Origin of the sequence: Bradyrhizobium campsiandrae (genome assembly GCF_014529705.1) — a bacterium.
In the GTDB taxonomy this organism is placed as follows: Bacteria; Pseudomonadota; Alphaproteobacteria; order Rhizobiales; family Xanthobacteraceae; genus Bradyrhizobium; species Bradyrhizobium campsiandrae.
The window spans coordinates 25,993-42,172 of record NZ_JAANIH010000007.1 but is presented as its reverse complement, the minus strand read 5'-3'; the positions used below and the strand labels follow the sequence as shown (position 1 = coordinate 42,172).

The following is a 16,180-nucleotide window of genomic DNA, read 5'->3' as shown; positions in this document are numbered from 1 at the left end:
GCGAGGGGACACTGCGTAGGGTGGGTTAGCCCTGCGGCCGCGCGAAGCGTGGTCCGCTGGGCGTAACCCACCTCTTCTGTTTCCGCGGATACGAACAGTGGTGGGTTACGCCGCGCAGATGCGCTTCGCGCATCCGCACGACTAACCCACCCTACTATTGAACATAAGGTTCGGTCGCAGCTACCCCGCGATCTTCTCGATCGCCGCCGGATCCAGCCCGAACTTCTTGCCGGCCTCCAGGATTTCCTGCCAGGTGGTCGGATCGACCGGAATGCCCTCGGCCAGGCGCTTCTTCTTGGTCTCACGCTCGGGCTCGCCGGCGATCTTGACCTTGTCGACGCCGGGCGCGGGCGGCGAGCTGGTGTGCCAGGCGACGAAACTTTCGACTTCGCGCGCGAGATTCTCGCCGGTGCCGAGCTTGTCCGGATCGATGACGATCGAAAGCATGCCGTTGAGGACGTTGTACTTGCCGTCGGACGGGCCCTTGACCACCTGCCCGCCGGAGAGTGCGCCGCCGAGAATTTCGCAGACGAGCGCCAGGCCCGAACCCTTGTGCTCGCCGAACGGCAGGATGGCGCCGTAGGGCGGGATCACGGTGTAGCGCGGGTTGACCGTTGGATTGCCTTCATTGTCGATGATGGTGCCGGGCTCGAGCTCGACGCCCTTGTTGTGGGCGACGCGGGTCTTGCCTTGCGCGATCCTGCTGGTGGCGAAGTCGAGCACGATCGGCTCCTTGCCCCGGCGCGGGATGCCGACGCAGAACGGATTGGTGCCGTGACGCGCATCGCTGCCGCCCCAGGGCGCCACGATCGGACGCGAGATCACGTTGACGAAGTGGATCGAGACCAGCCCGTGGCCGATGCACTGCTCGGCCCAGTGGCCGATGCGGCCGATGTGATGCGCGTTGGACAGGCCGACGAGACATACGCCGTTCTGCTTGGCGCGCTCCGCCGCCAGCTCCATCGCTTCATGGCCGATCACCTGGCCGTAGCCGGTGAGGCCGTCGAGGGTGAGCAGGGGGCCGGTGTCGAGCACGGTCTTGACGTGCGCGTTCACGGCGAGGCCGCCGTTGACGACGCTTTGGACATAGCGCGGGATCATGCCGACGCCGTGGGAGTCATGCCCCCTAAGATTGGCCTCGACGAGATTGGTTGAGACGAGCTCGGCTTCGCGGTCCGAGGAGCCGCCGGCCTTGACGATGGCGCGGACGGCGTTGGTGAGCGGTTCTGCCTTGATGGTGCGATAGTCGGCCATTGTTCTTGCTCTTATCCTTTCACGATCCGGCGGCAATGAACCCATGCCGCTTCAATCAGGTTCTCGCTGGCCTCCGGCGTGCGGAAGGCCGAGTGCGCCGACAGCGTCACGTTCGGGATCGTGGTCAGCGGATGGTCCGCCGGCAACGGCTCGATGTTGAAGACATCCAGGCCGGCATGACGAATGTGACCCGACTTCAACGCGTCGATCATCGCCTGCTCGTCGACGATGGCGCCGCGGGCGGTGTTGATGAAGACGACACCCGGCTTCATCTTCGCGATCATCTCGCGCGTGATCATGCCGCGCGTTTCGTCGTTGAGCAGCAGGTGCAACGATACGACGTCGCTCCGTGCCAGCAGCGTATCGAGATCGGTGAATTCGACGCCCGGATGGCTCTTCGGCGAGCGGTTCCAGGCGATCACCTTCATGCCGCTGCCGGATGCGATGCGCGCGACCTCGGCGGCGATGCCGCCGAAGCCGATCAAGCCGAGCGTCTTGCCGGTGAGCTGCATGCCGTCCTCGCGCAGCCAGTTTCCGGCGCGCATCTCGCGATCCATCATCGCGATGACGCGGGCCGAGGCCCACATCAGCGCGATCGCGGATTCCGCCACCGCGGTGTCGCCATAGCCCTTGATCAGATGCACGGAGATGCCGAGCTCGGCCAGTTCCTCCGGATTCATGTAGCTGCGTGCGCCGGTGCCGAGGAATACGACATGCTTCAGGCCCGTGCACTTCTTCGCGACCTCGGTCGGAAGCGCCGTGTGGTCCACGATCGCGATCTCGGCGCCATCGAGAATTTCAGGATATTGCTCAGGCTTGATGTCCGGATCCCGGTGGATCCGCACCTTGGGATCACCAGGCTTTTCCAGCCGCTCCATGATGACGGCGAGCGCCTCGTTGGCGTCGACGAAAACTCCACGCATGTCTGTCTCCGATCAGGATGCCACGCCGGCGATCGCCAGTACGGTGTGCATCAGCACGTTGGTGCCCGCAGCGCAGTCGCCCTGCGTGGCATCTTCCAGCTCGTTATGGCTGATGCCGTCCTTGCAGGGCACGAACACCATCGCCGCCGGCATGATCGTGTTGAGGTTGCAGGCGTCGTGACCGGCGCCGGAGGTGATGCGGCGAGACGAATAGCCGAGCGTCTTCGCGGCGTTCTCAACCGCCGCGATCAGCTTGGGATCGAAATGCGTCGGCGGCTTGCGCCAGACCAGATCGATCTTTACGTCGACCTTGCGGCGAGCGGCGATCTCGGCAATCGCGGTGCGCAGATCGCGATCGAGCGCATCCATGACCGCGCCGTCGGCGCTGCGGCAGTCCATGGTGAAGGCGATCTCGCCGGGAATGACGTTGCGCGAGGGATTTGCGATCACCGCCTCACCGATGGTGCCGACGGCGTTCGGCCCGTGCTTTTTGGCAATCGCCTCCATCGCGAGAACGATCTCGGAGAGCGTTGCGAGCGCATCCCGCCGCAGCGGCATCGGGGTCGATCCTGCATGGCTCTCGAAGCCGGAAATCTTGCCGTCGTACCACAGCACGCCCTGGCCGGAATCGACCACACCGATGGTCTTGCCTTCGGCTTCCAGAATCGGACCCTGCTCGATGTGCAGCTCGACGAAGCAGCCGAGCTTCTGGAAGCCGACCGGCTTGTCGCCGCGATAACCGATGCTGTCGAGCGCCTGGCCGACGGTCGTGCCGTCGATATCCTTGCGCGAGAGGATGTCGTCAGTGGTGAAATCGCCGACATAGGCGGCGGAGGCCATCATCGCCGGCGCGAAGCGCGAGCCCTCTTCATTGGTCCAGTTGACGATGCAGATCGGCGCTTCGGTCTCGATGCCGGCGTCGTTTAGCGTACGGATCACTTCGAGTGCGCCGAGCGTGCCCAGAATGCCGTCATACTTGCCGCCGGTCGGCTGGGTGTCGAGATGCGAGCCGATGCCGACGGGCAGCTTCGACATGTCGCGGCCCTTGCGCAGGCCGAACTGCGAGCCGAGCGCATCGACATGGACTTCGAGGCCGGCGTTCTCACAGGCTTTTCGGAACCAGTCGCGGACCTGCTTGTCTTCGCTGCTCAGCGTCAGCCGCCGCACACCGCCCTTGGCCGTCCCGCCGAATTGCGCGGTCTCGTGGATGGAGCCCCACAGGCGGGCGGAATCGATTTGCAGGTTGGTCGCGGCTCGGCTCATGCGTTCTGTCTCTCATCTTGTCCGGCGCTTTTTCAATGACGCGCCAGCGCGGGCGCGTCAACCGCGAGGCTGCTCTGCGCAATCTGACATGCAAGCTCGGCGACGCGCTCGACCGCGATCACGTCAGGCGAGGCGAGCCAGCTTGCCGTGAATGTCAGCGGTGCGATCTCCAGATCGGTGTCGAGCAATTGCAGCCGGCCGTCGGCGAGTTCGTTCTCGACGATGGCGTCAGGAATGACGGCGATGCCGAGCCCTTCCACCGCCATGTGAATCACGGTCGCAAGCGATGCGGAGGCATGCAAGCGAATCGGCGGCAGATCCGGCCGATCGAACACCTCGCGCACGACCTCATAGGGCCTGGTCTTGCGCGGGAAGGTGATGATCGGAAACCGCGCGAGATCGGCAGGCGTCACCGGCCCATGACCGAGCCCGAGCGATGGGCTCGCCAGAAAGCCGATCGGATAGTCGGCGAGCGTGCGGTTGTGCACGCCCGAGGCCGACAAGGGTCCGACCACGAAAGCAAGTTCGATCTCCTGTGCGAGCAGTCGCGCGGTGAGGTTCGGCGTGATGTCGACCTCGATCTCCAGCGACAGGTTCGGATAGATCTCGTTGACGCTCTTCACCAGCCGCGGCAGCCAGGTGTGCACGATGGTTTCGGCGACACCGAGCCGCATCACGCCGCGCATCGCCGAGCGATCGCCGATCTCGGCCATCATCGCGGCGCGCAGGCCGATCAGCTTCTCGGCATAGACCATCATCTGCCGTCCGCTCGGGGTCGGCGAGGCCACGCGATGATCGCGGTTCAGCAGTTTGACGCCCATCTCGCGCTCGAGCTGGGCGATGCGCTGGGAGATCGCCGGCTGGGTCGTATTGAGTCGTGCCGCGGCGCCGCGGAAGCTGCCGAGCTTCACAACCCAAAGGAAGGTTTCGATCGACCTGAAGTCCAGCATTGGAAGGATTTTCCTGCTCGATAAATTAAATTTATCGATATCGATTAGAAAGGAAGATTAGACTTTATAGCACGCTTGGTGTTGGCTGTCTTTGTCGAGTTTATAGGCAGGTCGATCGCATGACTGTTTTGGTGGCAGCGCAGCAAACTGAAACACCCGACACGCTCGCGAGCCGCCAGGCGCGGCTGGCTTATCGCGGGGGCCAAGTTGGCTCTACCGCCGGGGTGGCCCCCGGCTACGTCCAGGGCAATCTGGCGATTCTGCCGGCGGAATACGCCAGCGCCTTTCACCGCTTCTGCCAACTCAATCCGAAACCGTGTCCGATCATCGGCATGTCCGATGTCGGTAGCCCGCACATCCCGGCGCTCGGCGCCGATCTCGACATCCGCACCGACGTGCCGCGCTACCGCGTCTGGCGCGACGGCGAAGTCGTCGACGAGCCGACCGACGTGACGAGCCACTGGCGTGACGATCTGGTGACCTTCGTGCTCGGTTGCTCTTTCTCGTTCGAGGAGGCGCTGCTCGAGGAGGGCATGCCGATCCGCCACATCGAGCAGAACGTGCGCGTGCCGATGTACCGCACCAACATTGCCTGCGGCGCATCTGGGCCGTTCGCCGGACCGATGGTGGTCTCGATGCGCCCGTTCAAGCCGGCGGACGCGATTCGCGCCGTGCAAATCACCTCGCGGTATCCCGCCGTGCACGGTGCGCCCGTGCATCTCGGCCATCCTCATCTGATCGGCATCAAGGACATCGCCAAGCCGGACTATGGCGACCCCGTGCCTGTCGCGGATGACGAGATCCCGGTATTCTGGGCCTGCGGCGTGACGCCGCAATCTGTCATCAACGCTGCCAAGGTCCCGTTCGCAATTACCCATTCGCCGGGCTTGATGTTGGTCACCGATCTGAAGAACAGGAATATGGCCGTGATTTAGTGGGCAGCATTTGCTGCTTCTTCAGGCTTTACGCTCTTCGTCAATCGCTTCATTCGATACGCGCAAAATTTAGCAATAGGGGACTCTGCCATGACGATCTCTCGCCGCGATGTTCTGCTCGGCGCCACCGCCACCGCCGCGCTGGTGCCGCTCGCAGCGCGCGCCCAGACTTCCGAAGTCGTGATCGGCGTGATCTACCCGTTCTCCGGCGGCAGCGCACAGCAGGGCGTCGATGCGCAGAAGGCCTACGAGACCGCGCTCGAAGTCATCAACAAGGACACCGATTTCGATCTCCCGCTGGCCAAGGGCGAGGGCCTGCCGGGCCTCGGCGGCGCCAAGGTGCGTCTCGTCTTCGCCGACCACCAGGCCGATCCGCAGAAGGGGCGTGCCGAAGCCGAGCGCCTGATCACGCAGGAGAAGGTCTCCGCCATCATCGGCACCTATCAGAGCGCGGTGGCCGTCACCGTCAGCCAGATCTGCGAACGCTACCAGATCCCGTTCGTCTCGGCCGACAACTCCTCGCCGAGCCTGCATCGCCGTGGCCTCAAATATTACTTCCGCGCCGCCCCGCATGACGAAATGTACTCGGCCGCCATGTTCGACTTCTTCGACGCCCTGAAGAAGAAGGGCACCAAGATCGAGACGCTGGCGCTGTTCCACGAGGACACCATCTTCGGCACCGACTCCGGCAACGCCCAGGCCAAGATCGCCGGCGAGCGCGGTTACAAGATCGTCTCCGACATCAAGTACCGCGCCAACTCGCCCTCGCTCTCGGCCGAGGTGCAGCAGCTCAAGACCGCCAATGCCGACGTGCTGATGCCCTCGAGCTACACCACCGACGGTATTCTGCTGGTCAAGACCATGGCCGAGCTCGGCTACAAGCCGAACGCGATCGTGGCGCAGGACGCCGGTTTCTCCGAGAAGGCGCTCTATGATGCGGTCGGCGACAAGCTCGAAGGCGTGATCTCCCGCGGCACCTTCTCGCTCGACCTTGCGCAGAAGCGGCCGATGGTCGGCAAGATCAACGAGATGTTCAAGGCGCGCTCGGGCAAGGATTTCAACGACCTCACCTCGCGCCAGTTCATGGGCCTGATCATCCTCGCCGACGCCATCAGCCGGGCCAAGTCGACCGACGGCGAGAAGATCCGCGACGCGCTGGCCGCGACCGACATCCCGGGCGAGCAGACCATCATGCCTTGGAAGCGCGTGAAGTTCGACGAGATGGGCCAGAACAACGACGCCGACCCGGTACTGCTGCAATATGTCGGCGGCAAGTTCGTCACCATCTTCCCGCCGCAGGCCGCGATCGCCGAGGCGATCTGGCCGATGAAGTAAGCTACAGCCACCGCCGTCATCCCCGCGCAACCGCGAAGCGGTTGTCGCTGGAGGTACGAGCCTTGCGATGCCCAACATCGCAAGGTGAAGCCTCGAAGGATGGGTCGGCGGTGCGCTTGCGGCCATCCTTCGAGGCGCGCAAGAACGCGGTGACGGCGGTAATCGTGAAGGTTCGTGCGCTCGCAATGACGGAGCGAGAGACGATGTTTCGGACGGGGGACGGACTTTGACAGCCCAAGCCATTATCCAGAGTCTCGCGAGCGGCCTGCTCATGGGCCTGCTCTACGGACTGATCGCGGTCGGCCTCGCGCTGATCTTCGGCCTGATGGACGTCACGAACTTCGCCCACGGCGAGTTCCTGATGATCGCGATGTACCTGTCCTTCTTCCTGTTCGCGTTCTTCGCGATCGATCCCCTGCTGTCGGCACCGCTGGTCGCGGCGGCGATGTTCGTGTTCGGAGCGGTGGTCTACCTTTTGATTGTCCGCTTCGCCATGCGGGCCAAGACCAATGCCGGCATGGTGCAGATCTTCACCACCTTTGGCCTCGCCATCGTCATGCGCGGGCTGGCGCAGTTCTTCTTCACGCCGGACTATCGCAGCATTCCGCAGTCCTGGCTCGGCGGCAAGACCATCTCGTTTGCCGGCATCTTCCTGCCGGAGCCGCAGCTGGTCGGAGCGCTGGTCTCGATCGCGGCCTTTGCCGGTCTCTATTTCTTCATCCACCGCACTGATTTCGGCCGCGCGCTGGAAGCCACCCGTGAAGATCCCGGCGCCGTCGCGCTGGTCGGCATCGACAAGAACCGCGTGTTCGCGTTCGGTTGGGGGCTTGGCGCCGGGCTGGTCGGTCTCGCCGGCGCGATCATGGCGGTGTTCTTCTACATCTATCCTGATGTCGGCGCGTCCTTTGCACTGATCGCCTATGTCACCGTGGCGCTCGGCGGCTTCGGCAGCGTGTTCGGCGCCTTCGCCGGCGGCATCATCGTCGGCCTGGTCGAGGCGGTGACTGCCCTGATGCTGCCGCCCTCGCTGAAGTCGGTCGGCATCTATGCGGTGTACCTGCTCGTCGTCTTCATTCGGCCGCGTGGCCTGTTCGGGTCGATGTGATGGACAAGAATTTTGCCGCGCGGCGCCGCCGCGATCTCATTGTCGCCGGGGCGCTCGCAACCCTGGCCGCGCTTGCGCCGCTCTTCGTCAAGGACGTCTACGTCCAGAACATCCTGATCCTGACGTTGATGTATGCGGCGCTGTCGCAGAGCTGGAACATTCTTTCCGGCTATTGCGGGCAGATCTCGCTGGGGCATGCGCTCTATTTCGGGATCGGCGCCTACACCACCGAGCTTTTGTTCACGAAGTTCGGCGTGCTGCCCTGGTTCGGCATGCTCGCCGGCGGCGGCATCGCGGCGCTGATCGCGATGGGGCTCGGCTATCCGTTCTTCCGCCTGCGCGGCCATTACTTCGTGATCGCGACCATCGTCATCGCCGAGATCGGATTGCTGCTGTTCCAGAACTGGGAATGGGCGGGGGCTGCCATGGGAATCACCATTCCTGTCCGCGGCGACAGCTGGCTGAAATTCCAGTTTCTGCGCAGCAAGCTGCCGTATTTCTATTTCGCGCTGGGGCTGTGCTGCCTCGCCTGGTTCGTCACCTGGTGGCTGGAAGACTCCAAATGGGGGTTCTGGTGGCGCGCGGTGAAGGACAATCCGGAAGCGGCCGAGAGCCTCGGCGTCGTCGTGTTCAATTCCAAGATGGGCGCGGCCGCGGTCTCTGCGTTCCTCGTTGCCGTCGGCGGCGCCTTCTATGCGCAGTTCCTCGCTTATATCGACCCCGAAAGCGTCATGGGTTTCCAGTTCTCGCTGCTGATGGCGCTGCCGGCCGTGCTTGGCGGCATCGGCACCCTCTGGGGGCCGGTGTTGGGCGCGGCCATCCTGATCCCGATGACCGAACTCACGCGTTCCTATATCGGTGGCTCCGGACGCGGCGTCGACCTCATCGTCTACGGCGCGCTGATCGTGGCGATCTCATTGGCTCTGCCGCAGGGGTTGGTGAGCCTGTTCTCCCGCGCGAAAGCCAAGAACCAGGTCAAGAACCAGGTCAAGGGAGCCACGCGATGACCGCGCTGCTTGAAACCCGCGGCGTGTGGCAGCGCTTCGGCGGCCTCGTTGCCAACAGCGACGTTTCGATCTCGGTCGGCCGTGGCGAGATCGTCGGTCTGATCGGTCCGAACGGCGCCGGCAAATCGACGCTGTTCAATCTGATCGCCGGCGTCCTGCCGCCGACGCAAGGATCCATCTGGTTCGACGGCGAGGATGTCACCAATCTGCCGGCGGCCGAGCGCTGCCAGCGCGGGGTGGGGCGCACCTTCCAGGTCGTCAAGAGCTTCGAGACGATGACTGTGATCGACAACGTCATCGTCGGCGCCCTCGTGCGCAATACGGTGATGCGCGAGGCCCGCGGCAAGGCGCATGAGGTGCTCGAGTTCACCGGCCTTGCCGCGCGCGCCGACGTGCTCGCCAGCGACCTCGTGCCGGCCGAGAAGCGACGCCTCGAAGTGGCGCGTGCGCTTGCGACCGAACCAAAACTGCTGCTGCTCGACGAAGTCCTCACCGGCCTGACGCCGACCGAAGCGCAGACCGGCGTGGCGCTGGTGCGGAAGGTCCGTGATGCCGGCATCACCGTGCTGATGGTCGAGCACGTCATGGAGATCGTGATGCCGCTGGTCGATCGCGCCATCGTGCTCGACCTCGGCAAGGTGCTGGTCGAGGGCAAGCCTGCCGACGTCGTCCGCGATCCCAAGGTGATCAAGGCATATCTGGGAGATCGTCATGCTGTCGGTGCATGAAATCACCACCGCCTATCAGGGCCTCGTCGCGATCTCCGCGGTCAGCGTCGAAGTCACCAAGGGCGAGATCGTCTGCGTTGCCGGTGCCAACGGTGCCGGCAAGTCGACGCTGCTGAAGTCGATCGCCGGCGCCGAGCGGCCGCGCTCGGGCACCGTGACCTTCGATGGCAAGCGGCTCAACGGCATGGCGCAGCACCACATCACGGCGGCCGGCATCGCCTATGTGCCGGAGAACCGCCGCCTGTTCCCGCGCCTGTCGGTGCGCGACAATCTGCGCCTCGGCAGCTATCTCTATCGCGGCGAGGCGGATCGCGAAGGACCGCTCGATCTCGTCTTCGAGCTGTTCCCGCGTCTGTCCGAACGGCTCGATCAGCGCGCCGAGACGCTTTCCGGCGGCGAGCAGCAGATGCTCGCCATCGGCCGCGCGCTGATGACGCGCCCGCGGCTGTTGATGCTGGACGAGCCGTCCCAAGGCATCATGCCCAAGCTGGTGGACGAGATTTTTCAGGCCGTCTTGCGCATCCGCGATGCCGGCATGACCGTGCTGATCGTCGAGCAGCGCATGGCGGAGTGCCTGGAGATCGCCGACCGCGCTTACATCCTGCAAACCGGCCGCGTGCTGATGCAGGGCCCGGCCGCGGAGATCAAGGGCAATCCGGATGTGAGGAAGGCGTATCTGGGACTGTAGCCACCAGGGCTGCCTCCACAACCTCAACCGTCATCCTGAGGTGCGCGCCCTTGCGCGCCTCGAAGGATTGGCCGCAAGCGCCTGTAGCCAATCCTTCGAGGCTTCGCCTTGCGATGCGCTGCATCGCAGGGCTCGCACCTCAGGATGACGACTGAGTATGTGGTTTAGTGCCCGTGCCCATGCTCCGGCAGCGTCACCCCGAACACCTTCACCAGATCCTTCACCTGCTCCGGTGACAGATACCTGGGGTTCATCCCGCGCAGCAGCAGATACAGCTTTGCCGTCTCCTCCAGCTCCTCCGTCGCGAACACCGCCGCTTCCAGCGTGTCGCCCGCGACCACCGGACCGTGATTGGCAAGCAGCACGGATGAGTACTTTCCCGCCAGCCCCTTGATGGCATCCGCAACCGCGGGATCGCCGGGACGGTAATAGGGCACGAGCGCGGTGGCGCCGCATTTCATCAAATAATAGGCTGTCATCGGCGGCAGCGCGGCGCGCGGGTCGATCTCGGGCAGCATCGAGAGCGCGACCGAATGGGTGGAATGCAGATGCACGATCGCGCGGGCATTGCCGCGCGTGTCGTAGAGCGCGGTGTGCAGCGGAACTTCCTTGGTCGGCGCGTCGCCCGAAACCAGCCGGCCCTGCTCATCCAATCGGGACAATTTCGCGGGATCAAGGAAGCCGAGCGAGGCGTTGGTCGGCGTCACCAGCCAGCCGCCATCCAGCCGAACGCTGATGTTGCCTGACGATCCCGGCGTCAGCCCGCGCTCGAACAGGGAGTGTCCGAACCGGCAGATCTCCTCGCGCAGCCTCGTCTCGTTGCTCGTTTCAGTGTTCATGGCCGTCATGCCCGCTTGTCTCACGCTTTGGCAGCGCGGCCAAGCCGTGTTATTCGGATCAGTGAGCCGCCGCGAAGGCCGGCCGTCCGGGAAACGTTCGCAAGACTAAGTCGAAGGGTCAGTTGCATGTCCGCCTCCACGTCACAAAACCAGCGCATCGCCGTCATCGGGCTTGGCTCGATGGGATACGGCATGGCGACCTCGCTGAAGCGGGCCGGCCACGCCGTCACCGGCTGCGATGTCTCGGCCGATGCGGTCGCGCGGTTCGTGAAGGACGGCGGCGCCGGCGCGACGACGCCGGCCGAGGCGGCCAAGGGCGCGGATATCGTCGTCAGCGTCGTCGTCAATGCCGCCCAGACCGAGACGATCCTGTTCGGCAAGGACGGCGTCGCCGAGACCCTGCCGAAGGACAGCGTTTTCATCTCCTCCGCCACCATGGACCCGGACGTTGCGCGGCGCCTGGCGAAACAGTTGGAAACGACCGGCAGGCATTACCTCGATGCGCCGATCTCCGGCGGCGCGCAGCGCGCGGCGCAAGGCGAGCTGACGATCCTCGCGTCGGGCAGTCCGGCTGCCTTCGCCAAAGCGCGCCCCGCACTCGATGCCATGGCGGCAAAGCTCTACGAACTCGGCGATGCCGCGGGGCAGGGCGCCGCGTTCAAGATGATCAACCAGCTGCTCGCCGGCGTGCATATCGCGGCCGCCTCGGAAGCGATGGCGTTTGCCGCCAAGCAGGGCCTCGACATCCGCAAGGTCTATGAGGTGATCACGGCATCGGCCGGCAATTCCTGGATGTTCGAGAACCGCATGCCGCACGTGCTCGACGGCGATTATACGCCCCGTAGCGCGGTGGAAATCTTCGTCAAGGACCTCGGCATCATCCAGGACATGGCACGCAGTGCCCGATTCCCAGTGCCGGTCTCCGCTGCCGCGCTCCAGATGTTCCTGATGACGTCGGCCGCCGGCATGGGCCGCGATGACGATGCCTCTGTCGCGCGCATGTATGCGAAGGTCACCGGCGTCAAGCTGCCCGGCGACAAGTAGAAGAGGATTTCCAATGCCCCGTTTCGCCGCCAACCTCTCCATGATGTTCACCGAGGTGCCGTTCCTCGACCGCTTCGATGCTGCCGCGCAAGCCGGCTTCACCGCCGTCGAGTTCCTGTTTCCCTACGAGCATCCCGCCGAGACTGTCGGCGAACGGCTCAAGCGCAACCGCCTGACCCAGGCGCTGTTCAACCTGCCGCCGGGCGACTGGAACGCCGGCGAGAAGGGCTTTGCGGCGCTGCCGGCGCGGTTCAATGATCTCAAGGCGAGCCTGGAGACGGCGTTGCCTTACGCCAAGGCCACCGGCGTCAAGCGCCTTCACCTGATGGCCGGTATCGCCAACCGCGGCGAGCGCATCGCCATCGAGGCGTTCTACAAATCGGTGGCGTGGGCCGCTGAATTCTTCGCACCCCACGGCATCGACATCGTGCTCGAGCCGATCAACGCGCGCAACGTGCCCGGCTACTTCCTCAATGATTTCGGCTTTGCGCGCGATCTGATCCAGGAGTTGCGGCTGCCGAACCTCAAGCTCCAGTTCGATATCTATCACTGCCAGATCATCCATGGCGACGTCACCATGCGGCTGCGCGAAATGATGCCGATCATCGGCCACATCCAGATCGCCAGCATCCCCTCGCGCAACGAGCCCGACGGCGAGGAGCTGAACTATCCATTCCTGTTCGATGAGCTCGACCGGCTCGGCTATGCCGGCTTCGTCGGCTGCGAATACAATCCGCGCGGCAAGACCATTGATGGCCTCGGCTGGTTCAAGCCCTATGCGGGAGTGAAGCCGTGACACTTGCGTTGGGCTGCATCGCCGACGATTACACCGGCGCCTCCGATCTCGCCAACACGCTGACGCGCGCGGGCCTGCGCACCGTGCAGACCATCGGCGTGCCTGCCGACGATCTTGACCTGCCTGAGGTCGACGCCGTCGTGGTGTCGCTGAAGAGCCGCTCGATCGAGGCGGGGCTCGCCGTGGCGCGCTCCCGCGCGGCCGAGACATGGCTGCGCGGTCGCGGCGCCGGCCACGTGCTGTTCAAGATCTGCTCGACCTTCGATTCCACCGTTTCAGGCAATATCGGCCCGGTCATGGACGCGCTGCGGGCCGATGGCGGCGAGGCCATCGTGCTGGTGACGCCGGCCTTCCCGGAGACCGGCCGCACCGTCTATCAGGGCAATCTGTTCGTCGGCGCGGTGCCGCTGAACGAGAGCCCGCTGAAGGATCACCCGCTCAACCCGATGCACGATTCCAATCTGGTGCGGGTGCTGGCGCGCCAGAGCAGGACCCCAATCGGCCTCGTCGACCTTGCGACCCTCTCGCGCGGCGCGGAGGCCGTGCGGGCGCGGCTGGCCGAGCTTGCGGGCAAGGGCATCGGAGCTGCGATCATCGACGCCGTGTTCGACCGCGACCTCGAGACCATCGGACTCGTCGCTGCCGGGCACCGACTGTCGGTCGGCGCGTCCGGCATCGGCTTGGGACTGGCGCGGGCGCTGGTGTCGACTGGAAAGGTGCGCTCGGCTACGGCGACGGGCGGGGCGCATGCCGCCGTCGGCGGACCGGCGGCATGCCTTGCCGGAAGCTGCTCGCAGGCGACGCTTCAGCAGATCGCGAACGCCGAACGCGTCATGCCGGTGCTGCATCTCAATTCCGAGCAAATTGTCGCGGGCGCAAGCGAGGCCCAGCGCGCGCTCGCCTGGGCTCGGCCGCAGCTTGCCGAAGGTCCAGTTCTGATCGCGTCGAGCGCAACGCCGGATCAGGTCTCGGCGCTCCAGGCGCGACACGGCCGCGACGCGGCCGGACATGCGATCGAGCAGGCCATGGCCGACATCGCCGAAGGTCTGGTGCAGGCAGGCGTCCGGCGCCTGATCGTGGCGGGGGGCGAGACGTCAGGGGCCGTGGTCGATCGGTTGAAGATTCCCGGATTTCTCGTAGGAGTGGAAATTGCGGCGGGCGTGCCGGTGTTGCGCGCGGTCGGCGCGGCTGCGGGCGAGATGTTGCTCGCTCTGAAGTCCGGAAATTTCGGCGGGCCGGAGTTTTTCTCCGATGCGCTTGGGCTCATGCGTTGAGCGCAGGGCATTCTTAGGCGCCTGTTCATCACTTTAGGGTTCCTTGGTCACACGGAGTCGCAGCCGACGTCCGTGCAGATGCTCTGACGTCGGCGCTGCTCCCTTTTGGTTGATTCGTAAATTCCCCGACGCGAGCCCGCGCCAGCACAACGAGACCCGATTATGTTCGCCAAGAGTTCCATCCGCGCCAAGATCATCAGTGTCGTGGCGTTCCTGCTGGTTGCCATGGCCGGCATGGGCCTGCTCGCCGTCATGAAGATGCGAGCAATCAACGCCAACACGGTTGATATCACCACGAACTGGATGCCGAGCGTACGCGTGCTGGGCGATCTGCGCGCCGGCGTGATCACCTACCGTAACGTCATTCGCGAGCACATGCTTTCCGAGACGTTGGAAGAGAAGCTGGCTGTTGAGAAGACCCTGGCAACCGTAATCGAGGCAAATACCAAGTTTCGCAAGTCCTATGAGGGCATGATCACCTCGCCCGAAGAACGCGCTCTGTACAGCGAATGGTCCAAAAAATGGGAAGAATACAAAAAGGGCACTCAGGAAGTCATGGCCCTGTCACGGCGGGACGCGAACAAAACCCCGCACGACGCCCATGAGCTGAATACCAAGACCGTGAACAAGATTGGTCTTGAGGCCGACGCCATCTTGGCCAAGGACATCGAACTCAATACCAAAGGCGGCGATCAGGCCTCCGCCGATGCCTCCGAGATTTATTCTTACGCCTTCATGCTGGTGGCGATCATTCTCGGCGCCGCCATCCTCGTCGGCACCGGTGTCGGCTTCTATCTTGTGCAGGACGTTTCGAAGGGTATCAATTCGATCATCGAGCCGATGCAGGCGCTGGGCAAGGGTGACCTTTCCGCCGAGGTCCCGCATCGCGGCGAGAAGACCGAGATCGGCGCCATGGCCGACGTGCTCCAGATCTTCAAGGAGGCGCTGATTGCCAAGAAGGCGGCCGACGAGGCTGCTGCGGCCGACGCCGAAGCCAAGATCGAGCGCGGCCGCCGCGTCGACAACATTACCCGCGAATTCGAAACGATGATCGGCGAGATCGTCCAGACCGTGTCGTCGGCTTCCACGCAGCTAGAGGCCTCTGCCTCGACCCTGACCTCGACTGCCGACCGCTCCCAGAGGCTGGCGACCACGGTTGCCGGTGCTTCGGAGGAAGCCTCGACCAATGTGCAATCGGTGGCTTCGGCGACCGAGGAGATGGCCTCGTCGGTCGGCGAGATCAGCCGCCAGGTGCAGGAATCGGCGCGGATGGCGGGTGACGCCGTCGGCCAGGCCCGCGCCACCACCGAGCGCGTCAGCGAGCTGTCCAAGGCGGCTTCGCGCATCGGTGATGTCGTCGAGCTCATCAACACCATCGCCGGCCAGACCAACCTGCTGGCGCTGAACGCGACCATCGAGGCGGCCCGCGCCGGCGAAGCCGGCCGCGGCTTCGCGGTCGTCGCCTCCGAAGTGAAGGCGCTCGCCGAGCAGACCGCAAAGGCGACCGGCGAGATCGGCCAGCAGATTTCCGGGATACAGGCCGCCACCAACGACTCCGTCGGCGCCATCAAGGACATCTCCTCGACCATCGAGCGCCTGTCGGAGATCTCGTCGGCGATTGCGGCGGCAGTTGAAGAGCAGGGCGCTGCGACCCAGGAAATCGCCCGCAACGTGCAGCAGGCCGCGCACGGCACCCAGCAGGTCTCCTCCAATATCGTCGACGTGCAGCGCGGTGCGACCGAGACCGGCACGGCCTCTTCTCAGGTGCTGTCGGCGGCACAAATGCTGTCGAACGATTCGAACCGGCTCAAGACTGAAGTCAGCAAGTTCCTGACCAACGTGCGCGCTGCGTAACCCTCGCAGGAGCCGGCGATAAACCAACGGGCGGCGTCGCAAGCGCCGTCCGTTTTCTTTTGAGCGCTGGTAACATGATGTCGCTTGTAGGTGCCATCATGCGGAACCGCCCGTAAAGCTACGGGAGTCCGGTTTCATCGATAGTTAAATGCGCTTTGTGAGAATGGAATCAGACGACTCGAATA

General features: G+C 64.4%; 15 protein-coding genes. 10 read left to right on the top strand and 5 right to left on the bottom strand.

Annotated features, from left to right (window positions below; genetic code table 11):
• Nucleotides 1-180: 180 nt before the first annotated feature.
• From G8O24_RS06965 to G8O24_RS06950, 4 genes are read right to left on the bottom strand one after another with little or no spacing between them, the layout of a single operon-like run.
• Complete coding sequence (locus tag G8O24_RS06965) at nt 181-1,254, bottom strand: malate/lactate/ureidoglycolate dehydrogenase (RefSeq protein WP_188097766.1); 1,074 nt, start codon at nt 1,252-1,254, stop codon at nt 181-183.
• A gap of 11 nt (nt 1,255-1,265) precedes the next feature.
• Nucleotides 1,266-2,177, bottom strand: a complete 912-nt coding sequence (locus G8O24_RS06960) for an NAD(P)-dependent oxidoreductase (RefSeq protein ID WP_188097764.1) — start codon at nt 2,175-2,177, stop codon at nt 1,266-1,268.
• A 12-nt stretch (nt 2,178-2,189) separates the two neighbouring features.
• On the bottom strand, nt 2,190-3,440 hold the full coding sequence (locus G8O24_RS06955) for a Zn-dependent hydrolase (protein WP_188097762.1): 1,251 nt from the start codon (nt 3,438-3,440) through the stop codon (nt 2,190-2,192).
• Between the two features lie 32 nt (nt 3,441-3,472).
• A complete protein-coding gene (locus G8O24_RS06950) occupies nt 3,473-4,390 on the bottom strand; it encodes a LysR family transcriptional regulator (protein WP_188097760.1) in 918 nt (305 codons plus the stop codon).
• 119 nt (nt 4,391-4,509) lie between these two features.
• Here G8O24_RS06950 and G8O24_RS06945 point away from each other — a divergent pair, with 119 nt between their 5' ends.
• From G8O24_RS06945 to G8O24_RS06920, 6 genes are all read left to right on the top strand, one after another.
• Entirely contained in the window at nt 4,510-5,325 is an 816-nt protein-coding gene (locus tag G8O24_RS06945) for a putative hydro-lyase (RefSeq protein ID WP_188097759.1), read from the top strand.
• 90 nt (nt 5,326-5,415) lie between these two features.
• Nucleotides 5,416-6,660, top strand: a complete 1,245-nt coding sequence (locus G8O24_RS06940; RefSeq protein WP_188097757.1) for an ABC transporter substrate-binding protein — start codon at nt 5,416-5,418, stop codon at nt 6,658-6,660.
• Between the two features lie 226 nt (nt 6,661-6,886).
• Nucleotides 6,887-7,765 (top strand): branched-chain amino acid ABC transporter permease, encoded by an 879-nt coding sequence (locus G8O24_RS06935; RefSeq protein ID WP_188097755.1) that lies wholly within the window; start codon nt 6,887-6,889, stop codon nt 7,763-7,765.
• Complete coding sequence (locus tag G8O24_RS06930) at nt 7,765-8,772, top strand: branched-chain amino acid ABC transporter permease (RefSeq protein WP_188097753.1); 1,008 nt, start codon at nt 7,765-7,767, stop codon at nt 8,770-8,772. The genes G8O24_RS06935 and G8O24_RS06930 overlap by 1 nt, the downstream gene beginning before the upstream one ends.
• Nucleotides 8,769-9,500, top strand: coding sequence for an ABC transporter ATP-binding protein (locus tag G8O24_RS06925; RefSeq protein ID WP_188097751.1), 732 nt, complete (start codon nt 8,769-8,771; stop codon nt 9,498-9,500). Before G8O24_RS06930 ends, G8O24_RS06925 begins: the two co-directional genes overlap by 4 nt.
• Nucleotides 9,484-10,188, top strand: coding sequence for an ABC transporter ATP-binding protein (locus G8O24_RS06920; RefSeq protein ID WP_188097748.1), 705 nt, complete (start codon nt 9,484-9,486; stop codon nt 10,186-10,188). The genes G8O24_RS06925 and G8O24_RS06920 overlap by 17 nt, the downstream gene beginning before the upstream one ends.
• Before the next feature lie 164 nt (nt 10,189-10,352).
• Here the strand turns inward: G8O24_RS06920 and otnC are convergent, their stop codons facing one another.
• Nucleotides 10,353-11,036 carry a 3-oxo-tetronate 4-phosphate decarboxylase gene (gene otnC, locus G8O24_RS06915; RefSeq protein WP_188097746.1) on the bottom strand — a complete coding sequence of 228 codons (684 nt, stop codon included), beginning with the start codon at nt 11,034-11,036 and terminating at the stop codon, nt 10,353-10,355.
• A 117-nt stretch (nt 11,037-11,153) separates the two neighbouring features.
• On the opposite strand from otnC, the gene ltnD reads away from it, so the two are divergent.
• The 4 genes from ltnD (at nt 11,154) to G8O24_RS06895 (ending at nt 15,995) form a co-directional block, all read left to right on the top strand.
• Nucleotides 11,154-12,071, top strand: coding sequence for an L-threonate dehydrogenase (gene ltnD, locus G8O24_RS06910; RefSeq protein WP_188097744.1), 918 nt, complete (start codon nt 11,154-11,156; stop codon nt 12,069-12,071).
• 13 nt (nt 12,072-12,084) lie between these two features.
• Nucleotides 12,085-12,867, top strand: coding sequence for a 2-oxo-tetronate isomerase (otnI, locus tag G8O24_RS06905; RefSeq protein WP_188097742.1), 783 nt, complete (start codon nt 12,085-12,087; stop codon nt 12,865-12,867).
• A complete protein-coding gene (gene otnK / locus G8O24_RS06900; protein ID WP_188097740.1) occupies nt 12,864-14,141 on the top strand; it encodes a 3-oxo-tetronate kinase in 1,278 nt (425 codons plus the stop codon). Before otnI ends, otnK begins: the two co-directional genes overlap by 4 nt.
• Nucleotides 14,142-14,303: 162 nt before the next feature.
• Nucleotides 14,304-15,995 (top strand): methyl-accepting chemotaxis protein, encoded by a 1,692-nt coding sequence (locus G8O24_RS06895; RefSeq protein ID WP_188097738.1) that lies wholly within the window; start codon nt 14,304-14,306, stop codon nt 15,993-15,995.
• Nucleotides 15,996-16,180: the final 185 nt, after the last annotated feature.